General features: G+C 38.8%; 10 protein-coding genes and 2 pseudogenes. All 12 read left to right on the forward strand.

Features of this window, described 5'->3' with window-relative positions; translation table 11 throughout:
• Positions 1–387 precede the first annotated feature (387 nt).
• Positions 388–3,750, forward strand: a complete 3,363-nt coding sequence (locus BLW31_RS15235) for a SusC/RagA family TonB-linked outer membrane protein (protein WP_029425113.1) — start codon at positions 388–390, stop codon at positions 3,748–3,750.
• Positions 3,751–3,771: 21 nt separating this feature from the next.
• Positions 3,772–5,424 (forward strand): RagB/SusD family nutrient uptake outer membrane protein, encoded by a 1,653-nt coding sequence (locus BLW31_RS15240; protein WP_022301263.1) that lies wholly within the window; start codon positions 3,772–3,774, stop codon positions 5,422–5,424.
• Between the two features lie 155 nt (positions 5,425–5,579).
• A complete protein-coding gene (locus BLW31_RS24850) occupies positions 5,580–6,143 on the forward strand; it encodes a glycoside hydrolase family protein (protein ID WP_074759607.1) in 564 nt (187 codons plus the stop codon).
• 10 nt (positions 6,144–6,153) lie between these two features.
• Positions 6,154–6,432 carry a glycoside hydrolase family protein gene (locus tag BLW31_RS24855; RefSeq protein ID WP_229035542.1) on the forward strand — a complete coding sequence of 93 codons (279 nt, stop codon included), beginning with the start codon at positions 6,154–6,156 and terminating at the stop codon, positions 6,430–6,432.
• Positions 6,433–6,443: 11 nt separating this feature from the next.
• Positions 6,444–8,390: a glycoside hydrolase family 97 protein gene (locus BLW31_RS15255; RefSeq protein WP_022301260.1), complete on the forward strand. Its 1,947-nt coding sequence runs from the start codon at positions 6,444–6,446 to the stop codon at positions 8,388–8,390.
• A 146-nt stretch (positions 8,391–8,536) separates the two neighbouring features.
• A pseudogene (locus tag BLW31_RS15260) lies at positions 8,537–10,139 on the forward strand (glycoside hydrolase family 3 N-terminal domain-containing protein).
• 183 nt (positions 10,140–10,322) lie between these two features.
• Positions 10,323–10,655 carry a fibronectin type III-like domain-contianing protein gene (locus tag BLW31_RS24860; RefSeq protein ID WP_229121221.1) on the forward strand — a complete coding sequence of 111 codons (333 nt, stop codon included), beginning with the start codon at positions 10,323–10,325 and terminating at the stop codon, positions 10,653–10,655.
• A gap of 340 nt (positions 10,656–10,995) precedes the next feature.
• A complete protein-coding gene (locus BLW31_RS25065) occupies positions 10,996–11,649 on the forward strand; it encodes a hypothetical protein (RefSeq protein ID WP_022301254.1) in 654 nt (217 codons plus the stop codon).
• A 26-nt stretch (positions 11,650–11,675) separates the two neighbouring features.
• Positions 11,676–12,239, forward strand: a complete 564-nt coding sequence (locus tag BLW31_RS25070; protein ID WP_022301253.1) for a kojibiose phosphorylase — start codon at positions 11,676–11,678, stop codon at positions 12,237–12,239.
• A gap of 100 nt (positions 12,240–12,339) precedes the next feature.
• Positions 12,340–13,246, forward strand: a pseudogene (locus BLW31_RS15275) (IS982 family transposase).
• Positions 13,212–15,359 carry an alpha-galactosidase gene (locus BLW31_RS15280; RefSeq protein WP_074759608.1) on the forward strand — a complete coding sequence of 716 codons (2,148 nt, stop codon included), beginning with the start codon at positions 13,212–13,214 and terminating at the stop codon, positions 15,357–15,359. Before BLW31_RS15275 ends, BLW31_RS15280 begins: the two are co-directional and overlap by 35 nt.
• Before the next feature lie 175 nt (positions 15,360–15,534).
• Entirely contained in the window at positions 15,535–17,385 is a 1,851-nt protein-coding gene (locus BLW31_RS15285; protein WP_022301250.1) for a mechanosensitive ion channel family protein, read from the forward strand.
• Positions 17,386–17,430: the final 45 nt, after the last annotated feature.

Below are 17,430 nucleotides of genomic sequence, written 5' to 3' on the forward strand. Positions count from 1 at the left end.
TATCAATATTTCGGTCTTTTACCGAACTATTGATACTGCAATAGTTTTACTATATTTAAGTATTACAAAGCGTTTATGTCTCCGTGGATAATAAGCTTTTTTCATAAAAAAAAGAAAAAACTCTTACAACTTAGCTATACTTAAATAATCATTTCCCGAAGTTTTGAATGTTTACAGTTTTTGCTGCTTATATTATATTTGTTTTAATCTTATTATATTATAATACTGACCTTTTAATTTTTAGTTGACTGTATGAAGAAATTTTTCCATTTTTTTCATGTATTTTTATGTGGTATTTTCTTTTTAAACAGTCTTGAATATAAAACAAGATTGGTTAAAACCAGTAAAGCAATAGAGACAAAACATAATTATCAAAAATATAAAACTATGAAAAATAAAAAGTATGCATTTTTATTTTTTTTAATTGTGCTATTATCAACAGGAATAGGTTGGGCACAAAATGAAAAAATAACGCTTCATTTGAACAATGTGTCTTTGGAGCATGTACTAAACAAGATTGAAGAGAAAACAGTGTATTCTTTTCAGTACAGCAAACAGGTGATTGATGTTCGTCAAAAGCGAACCATACATGTTGACAAACAAACAATAGATTCTGTATTGAACATTTTGTTGAAAGGAACGTCTATTCAGTATCAAATCAAGAAAAAACAAATTATTCTGAACGCTAAAAAAGAGGTTAAAACAAATAATAAAAAGCTGAAAGGTATAATTAAAGATAGTAAAACCGGAGAACCAATAATTGGAGCAAGCATTGCGGTGGAAAGGGAAGAAATTGGTGCAATCAGTGATATCAATGGTCATTTTGAAATGAACGTTTCACCTGATAAAAAGATTATTATTTCTTATATCGGTTACGTGTCTCAAGTTCTTGATGTACAAAACAAATCGTTTTTAGAAATATATTTGAATGAAGATATAAAACTCATTGATGAAGTTGTGGTCGTAGGTTACGGTTCGGTATCGAAGAAAAATCTTACAACTGCTATTGCACAAGTGAAAACAGATAAAATTTCACAAGCAGGAGTCAGTCATGTAAACCAGTTGCTGATGGGACGAGCGGCTGGATTACAAGCTACAGTGAACAGCATGCAGCCTGATGGGAGAGTGAATATTTCAATTCGTGGAGGAGGAAATCCGATCTATGTTATAGATGGTATTGTTATGCCGAATAATGCCATCAGTGGAAATTGTGGTCAAGTGGGACTTCCGAATAATATCGACCGTAATGGCCTTGCCAATTTGAATCCGGCAGATGTGGAGTCTGTGGAGATTCTTAAAGATGCTTCTGCTGCTATCTATGGCATTGGAGCTGATAATGGAGTAATATTGATTACTACCAAAAAAGGTAAAGAAGGGGTACCGAGTATCGTGTATGATGGCAGCTATTCTTTTGTACGCAACTATCCTTATTTAGATGTGCTCAATTCGAAAGAATATATGGAGTTAGCTAATGTTTTCAATAGGGAAAATTATCTATATAACAACAAGCAATATCCTTATGGAACAACTCCTTATGATGGAAAATGGGAACCTCAATTTTCTGAAGCGGATATACAAAATGCGACCAATACGGATTGGAAGGATTTAGTACTGCGCCATGGTTTCCTTACCAAACATAATCTGACTATTAGTGGAGGATACTCTAAATTTAAGTATTATCTAGGAGGAAGTTACATGAAGCAGCAAGGTACTGTATCGAAATCAGATATGAGTAAATATATTGTTCATGGAAATTTAAGTTTGGATTTGTTCCCTTTCCTGAATTTGACGTCAGTTTTTAATGCAAATCAGAATTCATATAATAATGGTATAATTGGTACCGATACTGGAAATCAAGGAGATGTCGCCCCCAGTGTTTTGACTTCAGCGCTCTTGTATCCATCTTATTTGCCAGTAAAACAGGATGATGGGAATTACACTATTTTCCGGAATATACCTAATCCAAAAGCGATGGAAGATATAGTGGACTATAGCAGAGAAAATGGATACAGTTTAAATTTTTCTGTCAACATGAAACTGTATAAAGATATTCTTGTATTTAAAGGAGTGTATGGCATGAATCAGGAAAATGTCAGAAGATCAACATTTATTCCATCCGATGTGTATTTTGCCCGCATGTATAAGTCAAGGGGAAATATTTTCTCGCAACGCAGGCAAACACAGACAATAGAAGCTATGTTGTCATTTTCGAAATACATGTTCAATATCGTACAAGTGGATGTAATGGCTGGAATGGGTAAATATCTAGAGAGTAATGAAGGATATGGAATCTCTTACGAAGATACACATGACATGATTAATGAGCATGATATCAGTTCAGCTAAAGGAAAGATATATCCAACTTCTCACACATTGAAAAACGAGAAAAGATCTCAGTTTTTTAAAATCAGTTTTGATGTTTTGGATAGGTATGTCGTTTCGGCAACCCTTCGCCGGGATGGAACTGATAAGTTTTTCCCCGGGAAAAAATATGCCCTGTTTCCATCTGTATCTGCAGCGTGGAAGATTTCAAATGAGAACTTTCTCAAGAATGTTTCTTGGGTTAACTTGTTAAAATTGAGAGCTAGCTATGGTAAAACCGGGCAGGATAACTTAGGCAGTTCACTTTACGGTGTGTATGAGCCTAGCGGATTTAAAGTGGGATTCAGTGACAATAGTATTTTTTATGTACCTTGTGTGTCAATGGGAACAAATTATCCTGACGTTAGTTGGCAAAAAACAATTATGAAGAACATCGGATTAGATTTCTTTTTGGCGAAAAACCGGTTAAGTGGTAGCATAGATTTGTTCCGTAATGATGTAACTAGTTTGTTGGGCTATGCATCAACATCTCCTCTCGCAATTTATCCTACTCGCCCCATAAACGGAGGTCATTACTTTCGTCAAGGATGGGAAATCATGCTTGATACTAAAAATATTGTAGGGGAACTTACCTGGAATACGCAGATAACCTTCTCGAAAAACAATTCGTTCTGGAAAGCAAGATTACCGAATTATGATTATCGCTGTTATCAAAAAAGAGAAAAGGAACCTATGAATGCCTACTATTACTATAAGATGAATGGTATTATCAATGCTGATCGCAGCAATATGCCGGAATCACAAAAATCATTGCAGGCAGAAGCACAACTTCCGGGTTGTCCAATTATTGATGATAAAAACAAGGACGGAAAAATCGACGAAAGCGATATATATCTAAAAGATAATACTCCAGATGTCTATATCGGTTTCGGAAATACATTTAACTATAAGAATTGGGAGTTCAGTTTCTTTATGTACGGACAATTTGGAATCCTCAAATCTAATATTGCTTATAGAGCAGCATTACCTGGTCCATTGGCAGTAGATTATCCGGAAAACACCAACAAATATGCATATCTGCTTTGGAACTCTCAAACCAATCCCAATGGTACTCGTCCCGGATTGGCTATTGATCGCATGGGTGCGTTGCCAGGAGGTGCCGGTGTCAATATAGACATGGAAAATGCCTCATTTGTGAGAATGAGAAACATGACATTATCATACAATTTCAGGGATAAACTTTTGGGAAAACTAAAAAAATATGTAAGAGGCATCAAGCTTTATGTGGATGTCCAAAATCCATTTATCATCAGCAAATTCAAAGGATTTGACCCAGAAATATATACCGGTGGTGGAGCAAACAATGCTTCCAGAGGTGAATATCCCCAGGCCCGTACATTCTCACTTGGAACAAACATTACGTTCTAATCAACATTAATAACTATGAATATGAAAAATATAAAATCCTTCATACTGTTTTTTATTACATCAATAGCTGTATACGGCTGTGAAGATAATTTTGACCCCAAACTTTACGGGACGTTGAATCCGGAAAACTATCCTACGACAGAGAGTGAATATGAAGATTACACTATGACGTGTTATATTCCTTTTACGACAACATGGCAGTACCAAATAGCAAACGATCCTGGACAACATAGTTTTTATATTCCCGAAGGGGGAATCCTAAGGGTATTTGAAGCTCCGTCTGATAATATGGCTGCCTGGAACTTAGGTTGGGGATCATGGATGAAACTATCACAGGCTGATTACAGAGATTGTGTCTACGCAGAGCGTTCATGGGTAGGTGAGCATAATATAAACCACATTCCTAAGCTAGCCCAAATTACTCGTTTTACAGAGATTATTGCTACTTTGGAGAAGGCTGACGATCAAATCTTCAAAACTGTCAGCAAGAAAAGACTATTAGGAGAGGCGCATTTATGCAGAGGTCTTATGCTTTATTACCTCATGCACATTTATGGACCATTACCTGCAATTGTTGACAAAGATGATATTAACAATGAAAATGCTTTGAAAAATTTAGTCAGACCTTCACTGGATGATATGACTACCTGGATTTACAATGATTTCCAATATGCCATGGAAAATCTGCCTGATGCAGTAAAGGAACACGGCCGTTATACGTCAGATTATGCTAAATTCTGTATGATGAAGCATTGTCTTAATGAAGGTGCACACATGAAAGGCTATTATGAAAAAGCGATGCAGATGTATCGTGAACTTAGCAAAGATAATCGATATAGCTTGTTTACAAAGGGAGATAATTCTTATGTAGATATGTTTAAGGCTATAAATGATTTCAACTCCGAAATCATTATGGCTGTAAGCTGTGATCCTTCGGCAAACGGAGACGTTAGTAGTGGTAATTTTTTCCCTCTATCTATGCTTGCTACACCAAACGATGCCTCCAAGGTGGATGACAAAGGAAATCCTACTCCTTTCAACTATCAAGGAGGTGGATGGATGCAAGCATACAATGTTTCACCGAAACTTTATGACAGTTATGAAGCGAAGGATAAACGCCGTGCAGTGATATTAGATGAGTATTGGGTAAATAATCAAGGTATAGTTACTGAAAAGGTAACCAGAGAAGATTTGAACAAGAGATGGAGCGGATATATTATTTATAAATACCCAATCGAGACCAACACGACTTTTCAAGGGAACGATTTTCCATTGGCTCGCTGGGCTGATGTGTTGCTGATGATGGCAGAGGTAGAAGTGAGACAATCTAACGCTGCACCTTCTCCACAGGCAGTAGAAGCGGTTAATCAAGTGAGAAGAAGGAGCGGACTAGATGATTTGTCTGTTCAACAAACTGCAACTAAGGAGGCTTTTCTAGATGTCATATTAGATGAAAGATCAAAGGAATTTCTATATGAGGGACATCGAAAAATAGATTTAATACGCTTCAATAAATATTCACAAGCATGTTTCAAAGCAAAAGGGACATTGCCTACACACCAGTACATACCACTACCCAATTACTTGGTGGAACAAGCTAAATCGTACGGAAAACAATTGAGTCAAACCTACAACCGTCCTCAATGGGAAGATGATATTGCATTGGCTAACTAAAATAAACTTACATGAAAATTAGAAACTTACTTATTAGCTCTTTATATGTTTGTCTTGTATGCATTTGTATTTCGAATGTTCGAGGACAGCCTCATAGTACCCAACTTCAAGGAGGATACCTTTTTATCCATATGCGACATGAAGACTATGGACGTATGTACTATTACATAAGTAGAGATGCACGTACATGGACAAAATTGAATAATAATCAACGGGGCAATGCTGAATATAGAGGATATCCCGATATTATAAAAGGTCATGATAACAGATATTATATGATTGGTGTTTCGGAAAAGACTCAAAAGCCATTGCTTTGGACCTCAAGGGATCTTGTAGCGTGGAGTATTGAAAAGGAACTTCCAGTATCCCCTTTTGTCCTTACCGATAATTATTATACCGGAGGAAATAGGTTTGGCGCACCTAAATTGTATTATGACGAAGATCCCAAGCAGTATATTGTTACGTGGTATGCGGCCAAAAAAGGAGTCAAAGGAAATGATGAATGGAAAAGTATGCGTACATATTATGTGCTGACAGAAGATTTTAGTTCTTTTTCATCACCAAAACGTTTGTTCGATTTTCCAAGTAAAGCTGATTCTGAAATGGCTACCATTGATGTCATAATCCGAAAAATTGGTAAAAATTACTATGCGGTTATCAAGGACGAACGGTGGCCGGAAGATGGTATTTCCGACGGGGAAATCTATTCGGTTGGCTAAATCGTCATATTTGACGGGTCCTTATTCTTTGGTAAATCCTAAGCATCCTGTTACCACTCCCTATACTTATTTCGAAGCTCCTATCCTCATGCCCAAACCTGGCAATAAGGGATGGATGATTTTCTCTGAAAGATATCCGCACGAATATGTACGCTTTGATGCGGAGCATATAGAGGCAGAAAAATGGGAAGTTTGTGATTGTAATATTCCCGACTCCCGACACGGAGCTATGGTGCGTTTGAGTGAAGAGGAGTATAATCACGTTTTATCATCATTCTCACAAAAATAAAAAATATGCGTATGAAAAATTTTTATTTGTTATTATTAATAGGATTATTTGCTACCACAGTATATGCCAAGAAAAAAATGAGTCTGTTCTCACCAGACAAGACTATAAAAGTGGAGTTTTGTCTGTCTGATAAGATTTACTACGATATTTATTACAACGATGAAATTCTATTAAAGGACAATTATCTCCGTTTGTTTTTGAATAACGAAATCCTGGGAGATAATCCGAAATTACTACGGCAGAAACGTAAAAGTTTCTCGGAAGAACTGAAGCCAGTTGTGCCTCTTAAATTCTCTACTGTTATGAGTCGTTATAACACTCTTATACTTGATTTCAAAGGATATTCCATCGAATTTTGTGCTTTTGATGACGGGGTAGCTTATCGTTTTATTACTCATAAAACTGATAAGGTTGAGGTACTTGGAGAAGATTTTGCTATTTCTTTTCCTAAAGAATATCTGCTCCATTTGCAGCAACCTTCAAGTTTTAAAACACCTTATGAAGAAGAGTATACACATATTTCCAGTCAAGAATGGAAGGATACGGACAAAATGTCTGTGCTTCCCATATTGATTGATACACGCAAGCAATATAAAATATTAGTTGGCGAATCTGATCGTTTCGATTATCCGTGTATGTTTTTAAAAGGAAACGGTAAAAACGGATTGAATGCAATCTTTCCCAAAGTGCCTTTAGAATTTGCAGAAGAGGGAGATTTGAGTATGAAAATTACTAAAGAGGCTGATTATATAGCACAAACTGAAGGAAATCGGAATTATCCATGGCGCTATTTTGTAATTACGAGCGAAGACTCTCAACTCATTGAAAATACGATGAATTACAAATTAGCCACTAAAAGTGTTCTTGAAGACAATTCATGGATTAAGCCAGGTTTGGCAAGTTGGGAATGGTGGCACGATGCAGCTCTTTATGGTCCAGATGTCAATTTTGTATCAGGATGCAATTACGATACTTATAAATATTATATAGATTTTGCTTCATCATTTCATATTCCATATATTGTAATGGATGCAGGATGGGCTGAAACCGTACTTAATCCTAACAAACCCAATTCACAAATGCGCTTACCCGAGTTGATTCAGTATGGAAAAGATAAGAACGTAGGCATAATCTTATGGCTGTCGTGGGTGGCTGTTGAACAAAACTTTGATTTATTCAAGACTTACGAAGAATGGGGTATTAAAGGCATAAAAATCGACTTTATGGACAGAAGCGACCAGTGGATGGTAAATTTTTATGAGCGTGTGGCTAAAGAAGCAGCTAAACATCATCTTTTGGTTGATTTTCATGGCTCTTTTACTCCTGCAGGTTTGGAGTATAAATATCCGAATGTTGTTTCCTATGAAGGAGTGAAAGGTTTGGAACACATGAGGGGATGTTATCCAGATAATAGTATATACCTTCCTTTTATGCGTAATGCTGTAGGTCCAATGGATTATACTCCGGGACCCATGATTAGCATGCAGCCTGAACTTTATAGTGCTCAACGTCCCAATTCTGCAGGTGTAGGAACACGAGCTTTCCAATTAGCTACATTCATTCTTTTTGAGAGTGGATTGCAAATGTTAGCTGACAATCCGGTTAACTATCGAAAAAATGAGAATTGCACCCGTTTTATTTCACAAGTCCCTGTAACATGGGATCAGACCAAATCGCTCAAAGCTAAGGTTGGAGAGTATGTCATTGTAGCAAAACGCAAAGGGAATAAGTGGTTTATTGGCGGTATAACCAATAATGCAGAAATGGAAAGAAAATTTGAAATTTCCCTTGATTTTCTAAATGAAGGGCGTTCTTATCAAATGAGTAGTTTTGAAGACGGCATTAATGCTAATCGTCAAGCAACTGATTATAGACACAAACTGTCTACCGTTACAAAATCTTCTTCCATTACTATTTCAATGAAAAGAAATGGTGGTTTTGCAGCTATTATAGAATAATAATAAATGTTAATCTGATTATGAAAACATGTTGGGATTTTCTTATGATATTCTTTATTGGTATATTGAGAGAAGCATGTACCGCCCATCATATCGATGTGACTGATGAACAAATGAATCAATTTGTCAGTGATTTGATGGATCACATGACATTATGCGAAAAAATAGGTCAGTTGAATCTGCCATCCGGAGGTGATATCACAACAGGAACTGTGAAAAACGGAGAACTTAGCGAAATGATTCGTAAACAGGAAATAGGTGGATTTTTTAATGTGAAAGGAATAGATAAAATCTACGAATTGCAACGCTTGGCTGTAGAAGAGAGCAGGCTGAAAATTCCCTTGCTTGTTGGTGCTGATGTAATTCATGGCTATGAAACAATTTTCCCCATTCCATTGGCTCTCTCGTGCAGTTGGGATACCTTGGCTGTCGAAAAATGGCTCGCATATCTGCTATAGAAGCAAGTGCAGATGGTGTAAATTGGACATTCAGTCCAATGGTAGATATTTGTCGTGATGCTCGTTGGGGACGTATTGCGGAAGGAAGCGGGGAAGATCCTTATCTTGGTTCTTTAATGGCGAAAGCCTATGTACGGGGATATCAGGGAAAGAATTTGCACTTTATGGAGCTTCGGAATCTGGACGTGATTACAATACAGTAGACATGAGCCGCTTACGAATGTATAATGAATATCTTGCTCCTTACAAAGCTGCTGTAGATGCAGGAGTAGGTAGTGTCATGAGTTCATTCAATATTGTCGATGGAATTCCAGCCACTGCGAACAAATGGCTGCTTTCTGATTTGCTCCGAAAAGAATGGGGATTCAAGGGATTGTTGGTTACAGATTATAACTCTATTGCCGAAATGTCTTCGCACGGCATTGCCCCTTTAAAAGAAGCATCTGTACGCTCTCTGCAGGCAGGAACGGATATGGACATGGTATCGTTTGGTTTTCTGAATACATTGGAAGAGTCTCTTCAAAATGGAGAAGTTACCGAAGAACAAATCAATACGGCTTGTCGTCGTGTGTTGGAAGTTAAATATAAATTAGGCCTGTTTGACAACCCTTATAAATATTGCGATACATTACGAGCATCGAAACAACTTTATACTACTGAGCATCGCTCTATTGCACGTAGCATTGCATCTGAAACATTTGTTTTGCTAAAAAATGAGAAGTCATTGTTACCCATTTCCACTAAAGGGAAAATAGCACTGATTGGTCCGATGGCTAATGCACGTAACAATATGTGCGGAATGTGGAGTATGATGTGTAATCCTTCCAAACATCGTACATTACTGGAAGGGATGCGCTCTGCTATTGGCAATAAAGGGGAAGTCCTCTATGCTAAAGGAAGTAATATCTTCTATGATGAAAATCGCGAAAAGACAGCCACAGGCATGCGCCCATTGGAGCGTGGAGATAATCAAACTTTATTGAAAGAGGCTTTGTAGACTGCCGCCCGAGCAGATGTTATTGTAGCTGTCTTAGGTGAATGTTCGGAAATGAGCGGAGAATCTGTTTCACGAATCACACTAGAAATTCCAGATGCTCAGCATGATTTGTTGAAAGCATTGGTGAAAACAGGAAAGCCGGTAGTATTACTTCTGTTCACAGGACGTCCTTTAGTGCTAACTGAGGAAGCAGCTAATATTCCTTCCATTCTAAATGTTTGGTTTGGAGGAAGTGAAGCTGGAGATGCTATTGCTGACGTACTGTTTGGAAAAGTGAATCCAAGCGGAAAATAGACAACATCATTCCCACGTTCTGTTGGTCAACTCCCATTATATTATAATAGTCATAATACAAGTCGCCCTGATCCGGACAGAAACGTGTTTAATCGTTATACAAGTAATTATTTAGAAGATAGTAACGAACTATTATATCCATTTGGCTATGGACTGAGTTATACCCATTTCCAATATGACGATATGGTATTAAGTTCTAATGTTTTGAAGAAAGGGGAAAATTTGATAATTTCTGTTATTGTTACAAATGAAGGTGATTATGATGGCTGTGAAGTCGTACAATTATATTTGCATGATATCTATGCCGATGTAGTTCGTCCTGTAAAGGAACTGAAAAATTTCAAACGCATTTTCTTAAAGAAAGGGGAAAGCCGTGAAGTTAGGTTTGTAATCACAGAAGAGGATTTGAAATTCTATAATTCGAATTTACAATATGTTTATGAACTAGGCGATTTTGAAGTTATGGTAAGAACAAACAGCCGGAATGTACAGTCTAAAACTTTTTTTGCAGAATAGCTTTTACCCGTCCTTCTTGCATAATATTTATGTAGAATATTTGCTCTTAAAATATTTGTTTAATAGCAGTATCGTAAAATATAACAGGAAAATGTTTATTGTTTTCTGTACTTGATTTTTATGCTTGGTATCACGAAGTTTGTATAACATGGATTTATGCTCAAAAAGAATATAAGTTCAATAATGAGAGATTGAAAATATTTGCTTTATTATGAAATTGAGGACAGTGTTTTTTCGTAAACCTGTAGTAATCATTTACAAATGAATGATATATAATGATTTGTTTAGTTTTAATTTATTCTTGAAATAATATAGTTATGGAAAAAATATACTTTTACTTTTGATATGGATAGTCTGTGGATTTACTTATGTACATGCTCATGATTCGCTGTGGAACATAAAGACATCAGACTATCATGATGCTTATTATGGTACTGCTGTAGGAAATGGAGGAATCGGTATTTTACCTTGGAAAGAACCTTTTTCCGTCAAGCAGATTGTACTGAACCATGTATTTGATGCGGAAGCTCCTCATGAGGTCAGTAGACTGATTCGTGGCATCAATCCTTTCAGTATGAATGTGAAAATGGATGGTCAAGTAGTGGATGGAACACATATATCCGGATGGGAGCAGTGTATCCTTTTGAAAGAAGCCTTACATCAGACTCGCTTTGTCTATGCAAATAAACTTGAAGTATCTTATAGTATCTGGGCCTTGCGCAGTATGCCTTATGCTGGTTTGATACAAGTGAAAGCTTTAACACCGGTCGACTTGTCTGTGGAAAATGGGGCTGAAGTTTCCGATGAGTATCTACAGCCTAGAGTGCAACGGAAAAGTATACAGGATTATGGACTTCATCTAAAACTCTTGCGTACTTCAGCTTTAACTAGACACAGAAATTTGCAAGTCTTTGCCACTTCGGCTTTCATTTTTGAGAATGTACTGAGGTGTAAGAGTTTGATAATAAAAGAAATATATTTGCAAAACATTTAAAAACAGGAGAAGAATTTTCCTTTGCTTTGCTGGGTACCGTCTGTTCGCAACGTGATTTTATAGACCCTTGTAATGAATCCGACGCTCTTTGTGGCATAAAAGTTCCTGTCTCTTGGAATGCCGTAGCAAAGGGATCGCGTATACCGAAATTTTCTGATGGCGTGACCCGTGAATACGAGGGATATGATGGTCAGATTATTAAACAGGCAGATGCAAACTTATTGGCATATCCACTGAAAGCTATCACTCGTCCTGAAGAAATAAAGAGAGATTTACTCTACTATGAGCCCCAAATAGACAAAAGTGGACCTGCTATGTCCTATTCTGTATTGGCTCTGCAGTATGCCCGTTTGGGTGATGGGGAGAAGGCCTATGAATTGTTTGTGCGTAGTTTCTGTCCCAATCAACTGCCGCCTTTCGGGGTGATTTCTGAAGGTGCTGGGGAAACAAACCCTTATTTTACTACTGGTGCAGGTGGATTACTTCAAATGGTAATTAATGGCTTTTGTGGTCTAGACTTAACTGACAAAGGTATCAAACAGTTGCCTTCAGCACTCCCTAAGCATTGGAAGAAAATTATTTTAACGTGAGTTCGATATAAGATTAAAATATTCTTTTGATTATAAGGAACATAGCGATAAAAGTATTAAATTTATAGTGCTCACTTATAACATTCAAACGATTACCACTATGTTCACAGAGGCTAAATTTACAGAGATTTATTGTATGGCAGATGATTTCTGCAAGGAATTTACGCTGTAACAGAAAAAATATATGTTCGAAGATACGACTCATACGCATCGGAACAAACCGAACCGTATGAATGATGCTGAAATAATGGTTATCCTTATTCTGTTCCATTCGGGAGGATTCAGATGTTTCAAGCATTATTACAAGGAATATGTCTGCAGACATTTGACACATCTTTTCCCCCGGTGTGTATCTTACAACCGTTTTGTGGAATTGGAAAAAGAAGTTCTTTTGCCGCTGACCATCTTCATCAAGCAAGTGTTCTTAGGTACATGTACCGGTATCAGCTTCGTGGATTCCACCCCGCTTCGTGTATGCCGTAACCAACGGATACTGATACACAAGACTTTTGAAGGGTTGGCTACCCGTGGAAAGTGCTCCATGAGATGGTTCTTCGGATTCAAACTCCATCTAATAATCAATGACAAGGGAGAAATCCTGAATTTCATGTTCACTCCTGCAAACGTGGATGACAGGGAACCATTGAAACAAGGGAATTTCTTGAAGAATATCAAAGGAAAGCTTTGTGCCGACAAAGGATATATCGGTTAGGCACTGTTTGAAAAACTGTTCTTGAATGGTATTCAATTGCTTACCAAAGTGAAAAATAATATGAAAAAATTCATTGATGACTGTAGCAGACAAGATTTTATTGCGCAAACGTGCATTGATTGAAACTGTTAATGACGAATTGAAAAATATTGCACAGATTGAACATTCCAGACACCGTTCATTCAACAACTTTATAGCAAATGCTCTTTCAGCTATTGCTGTGTACTGTTTCTTTGAAAAGAAGCCTGCCATTGATGTGAATTTTATCAAGGACAGGCAACTTACATTGTTTTGAATTATATCGAACTCACGTTATTTCAAGTGCCACAGAGGGGCAGCAACTTCGTTTTTCTTACTTTGGAGAGCGGATTGAAGAAAATCAGATTCACCAGGTGTTTGATTCCTGGGCAGGCTTTCATCGTCCGGCCTATCCGGTGTTCGGTACTTCCACTTATGAAATATCAGCACTCCATGCGGTGCATGCTGATGGTAATCAGACACTGGATTTAGTTGTCGACAAGGTCGAACAGAATCCGGTGAAGGATGCCATACTGACTGTGATTACGATGAAAGACCGTGTATATCCTTTCACTGTAAAAATGTACTATAAGGCTTATCAGCAGATAGATATGATAGAAACATGGGTGGAGGTGTCTCACAACGAGAAAAAGGCGGTGGTACTTAAACGCTTTGACTCCGGTCATTTTCTGATTCGTCGCGCGGATGTATGGATATCTTCTTTGCACGGACATTGGGGAGCTGAGACACAGCTTGAAAGTGAGCCGTTGGTTTCCGGAATGAAAGTGATTAAGAATATGGATGGTATCCGCAACGGGTTGGGTGATCATTCGGAAGTGATGTTTTCTCTTGATGGCAAGCCGCAGGAAAATAGTGGCCGTGTAATTGGTGCAGCACTTTGCTGGAGCGGACGTACTAAGATCAGAGTGGATATGGATGATACGTTCGGCAGATCTGTACACAGTATTTTTGCCGGAATGAATGAAGAAGCTTCCGAGTATAAACTGGAACCGGAAGAAGTATTCACTACTCCGGTACTGGCGCTGACTTATTCGCAGGAAGGTATTGGCGGTGCCAGCCGTAATTTCCATCGGTGGGCACGTGCAGGTATGGTTCACGGTTGCGACAAGCCACGGGATATCCTGCTCAATAGTTGGGAAGGTGTATATCTGAATATTAAAGAACCTGAGATGGACCAGATGATGAACGACATTGCTTCTATGGGAGGTGAGCTTTTTGTGATGGACGATGGCTGGTTTGGCAGGAAATATCGCCGGATAAATGACAACTCTTCGTTGGGCGATTGGGTGGTAGATACGGAAAAGCTGCCTAATGGTATTCAAGGGCTGACCGATACGGCTAAGAAATATGGAATCAAATTCGGTATATGGATCGAACCGGAGTTTACGAATACAAAGAGTGAGCTGATTGACAATCATCCCGACTGGGTATTGCGTGCCGGAAGCCGTGAACTGTCATGTGGTCGTGGCGGTACGCAAGTGGCACTCGATTTATGTAATCCGAAAGTACAGGATTTTGTCTTTCATGTAGTCGATACGCTATTGGCAAACTATCCGGATATTGCTTATATCAAGTGGGACGCAAACGGCGAATTGCTGAACTACGGTTCTTCTTATTTGCCGAAGGACAAGCAATCGCATATCTATATAGATTATCACCGTGGTCTGGTCAGAGTGATGGAACGGATTCGTGCTAAATATCCGGATGTAGTGATTCAGGCATGTGGAAGCGGTGGCGGACGTGTCAGCTATGGAGTAATGCCTTATTTTGATGAGTTCTGGGTCAGCGACAATACTGATGCCTTGCAACGTTTGTTTATCCAGTGGGGTACTTCTTATTTCTATCCTTCTATTGCGATGGCACAACATGTCAGTGCTTCTCCGAATCATCAGACGGGACGTGTGGTGCCGCTTAAATTCCGTTTTGATGTAGCGATGACCGGTCGTTTGGGAATGGAGATCCAGCCAAAGAATATGACCGATGAAGAAAAAGACTTCTCAAAGAAGGCGATTGCCACCTATAAGTCTATCCGTCCTGTGATACAGTATGGTGACCTTTATCGTTTGATATCTCCTTACGACCGCAAGGGGGTGACTTCGATGATGTATGCCACGGAGGATAAGAGCCGTGCTGTATTCTTTGTCTATAAGATGGAGCAATTTGTCAACCAGCTTCTGCCGCGTATTCGTATGGCAGGACTCGACCCGAAAAAGAACTATAAGATTCGTGAGCTGAACGTGGCTCCGGGAGCCAATCCCTGCTTCTTGAATGATCGCGTATTCTCGGGGGCATTGCTTATGAATACCGGTATCGAGCTGCAACTGGAACGTGAATATGCAAGTTGGGTACTTGAGCTGACCGAGATTTAGAAACATGGCAAAATAGTACTTTGGGATAATCTTTCAGAGAAACGGTATGAATCCAAACTCAACAGTATGGATTTATACCGTTTTTTGAATGGATATGTCAAAAACAATCCGTATGTTTGCCATGTTTATTAAAAAGTGAAATTATATTTCATTTACTAACTTGGAATCTTTCTATATGGATATGAAAAAAATAAAACGGTTTGTATTGCTGCTGATAATGGCCTTTCTTGCAGTGAATGTACAGGCGCAACTGGAACAGGCTGTGAAGAATATTTTCGCTGGAGATACAATAGCAACCCATCCGGTAACTTTGCACCGGGATTCGGATTCTGTCCGTGTGGCAAATCTGCAGAAATCGTTGGAAGAGGCACGTCTCAATGAAGCAAACATGCGTCTGGAGATGGAAGAAATGAAACTTCAGATGTTTGCCGCCGATTCGGTGAAGGTATCCCAGCAACGGCAACGGATTGATTCTTTGCGTCAATTCACTAAAGGAGTGCCTGTCATTGCCGAAGGAGATACTTTATTCTATCTTTTTACAAAACGTGGAGGATATACCCCTCAACAGCGTGCCCAAATGACTGGTGCCGCCATAGAGGAACTGGGAAAGCGCTTTAATCTCCGTCCCGATTCCGTATCCATAGACCATTCGGATATTGTGTCCGACTTGATGTACGGCAATAAGGTATTGCTCTCCCTTACCGATCAGGACGCTTTGTGGGAAGGAATTTCCCGTGATTCCCTTGCTAAAGGGAGACAACAGAATGTGATCACCAAACTGCATGAAATGAAGGCTGAGCATAGCGTCTGGCGTATGGTGAAACGTATTCTTTATTTTCTGTTGGTGATAGTAGGGCAATATTTTCTGTTCCGTCTGACGAACTGGTTGTTCCGCAAATTGAAGGTACGCATCCTGCGGCTGAAAGATACAAAAATAAAACCTGTATCCATTCAGGGATACGAATTGCTGGATGCGCAGAAACAAGCTAATCTTTTAGTCTTTCTGGCAGGTATCGGGCGCTATATTCTCATGGGATTGCAGTTGCTGTTTTCCGTACCGTTGGTTTTTATCATTTTCCCGCAGACGGAGGGGCTTGCCTATCGTTTACTCGGTTACATCTGGAATCCGATTAAGGGCATCTTTGTTGGTATTATCGATTATATTCCCAACTTATTTACGATTATTGTTATTTGGTATGCGGTAAAATACCTGGTACGCCTTGTTCTCTATCTGGCACGTGAAATAGAGGCGGGACGTCTGAAGATTAACGGCTTTTATTCGGATTGGGCAATGCCGACTTTTCATATTATCCGTTTTTTGCTTTACGCTTTTATGATCGCGATGATTTACCCTTATTTGCCGAAGTCCAACTCAGGCGTATTTCAGGGAATCTCGGTTTTTGTCGGGTTGATTGTTTCACTTGGTTCAAGCACGGTGATTGGTAACATTATTGCAGGACTGGTGATCACCTATATGCGTCCGTTCAAGATGGGCGATCGGATTAAATTGAATGATACCGTCGGGAATATTATAGAAAAGACTCCTTTGGTGACCCGTATCCGTACACCGAAGAATGAAGTGGTGACGGTTCCCAATTCGTTTGTGATGTCATCGCATACGGTGAACTATAGCACTTCAGCGCGTGAATATGGTCTGATCATTCATGCTGAAGTGTCAATCGGGTATGATGTACCTTGGCGAAAGGTTAATCCGTTATTGATTGATGCGGCATTGAACACTCCCGGAGTGGTGGACGATCCGCGTCCGTTTGTGCTGGAGACTTCGCTGGAAGACTGGTATCCGGTTTATCAGATTAATGCTTATATCAGGGATGCTAATCAGATGTCACAGATTTATTCGGATTTATATCAGAATATCCAGGATAGATTTAATGAAGCGGGAATTGAGATCATGTCTCCGCATTATATGGCTGTTCGTGACGGAAATGCTACGACAATGCCTAAGGATGATTTAAGTAAGAGTAACCCTGCGGATACAGCTAATCAGAGTAACAAACCTGAGTAACATAAGCTTGATTGTGTGATTTTCTTTTCATCTGCTGGAATAAAG

This window comes from Bacteroides faecis MAJ27 (assembly GCF_900106755.1).
Lineage (GTDB): Bacteria > Bacteroidota > Bacteroidia > Bacteroidales > Bacteroidaceae > Bacteroides > Bacteroides faecis.

Excerpts from the sequence above, each read along its gene's own strand:
- BLW31_RS15285 (WP_022301250.1), top strand. The coding sequence starts at position 15,535 with ATGGATATGAAAAAAATAAAACGGTTTGTATTGCTGCTGATAATGGCC.
- BLW31_RS15235 (WP_029425113.1), top strand. The coding sequence starts at position 388 with ATGAAAAATAAAAAGTATGCATTTTTATTTTTTTTAATTGTGCTATTA.
- BLW31_RS24860 (WP_229121221.1), top strand. The coding sequence starts at position 10,323 with ATGGTATTAAGTTCTAATGTTTTGAAGAAAGGGGAAAATTTGATAATT.
- BLW31_RS15255 (WP_022301260.1), top strand. The coding sequence starts at position 6,444 with ATGAAAAATTTTTATTTGTTATTATTAATAGGATTATTTGCTACCACA.
- BLW31_RS24850 (WP_074759607.1), top strand. The coding sequence starts at position 5,580 with ATGTACTATTACATAAGTAGAGATGCACGTACATGGACAAAATTGAAT.
- BLW31_RS15240 (WP_022301263.1), top strand. The coding sequence starts at position 3,772 with ATGAAAAATATAAAATCCTTCATACTGTTTTTTATTACATCAATAGCT.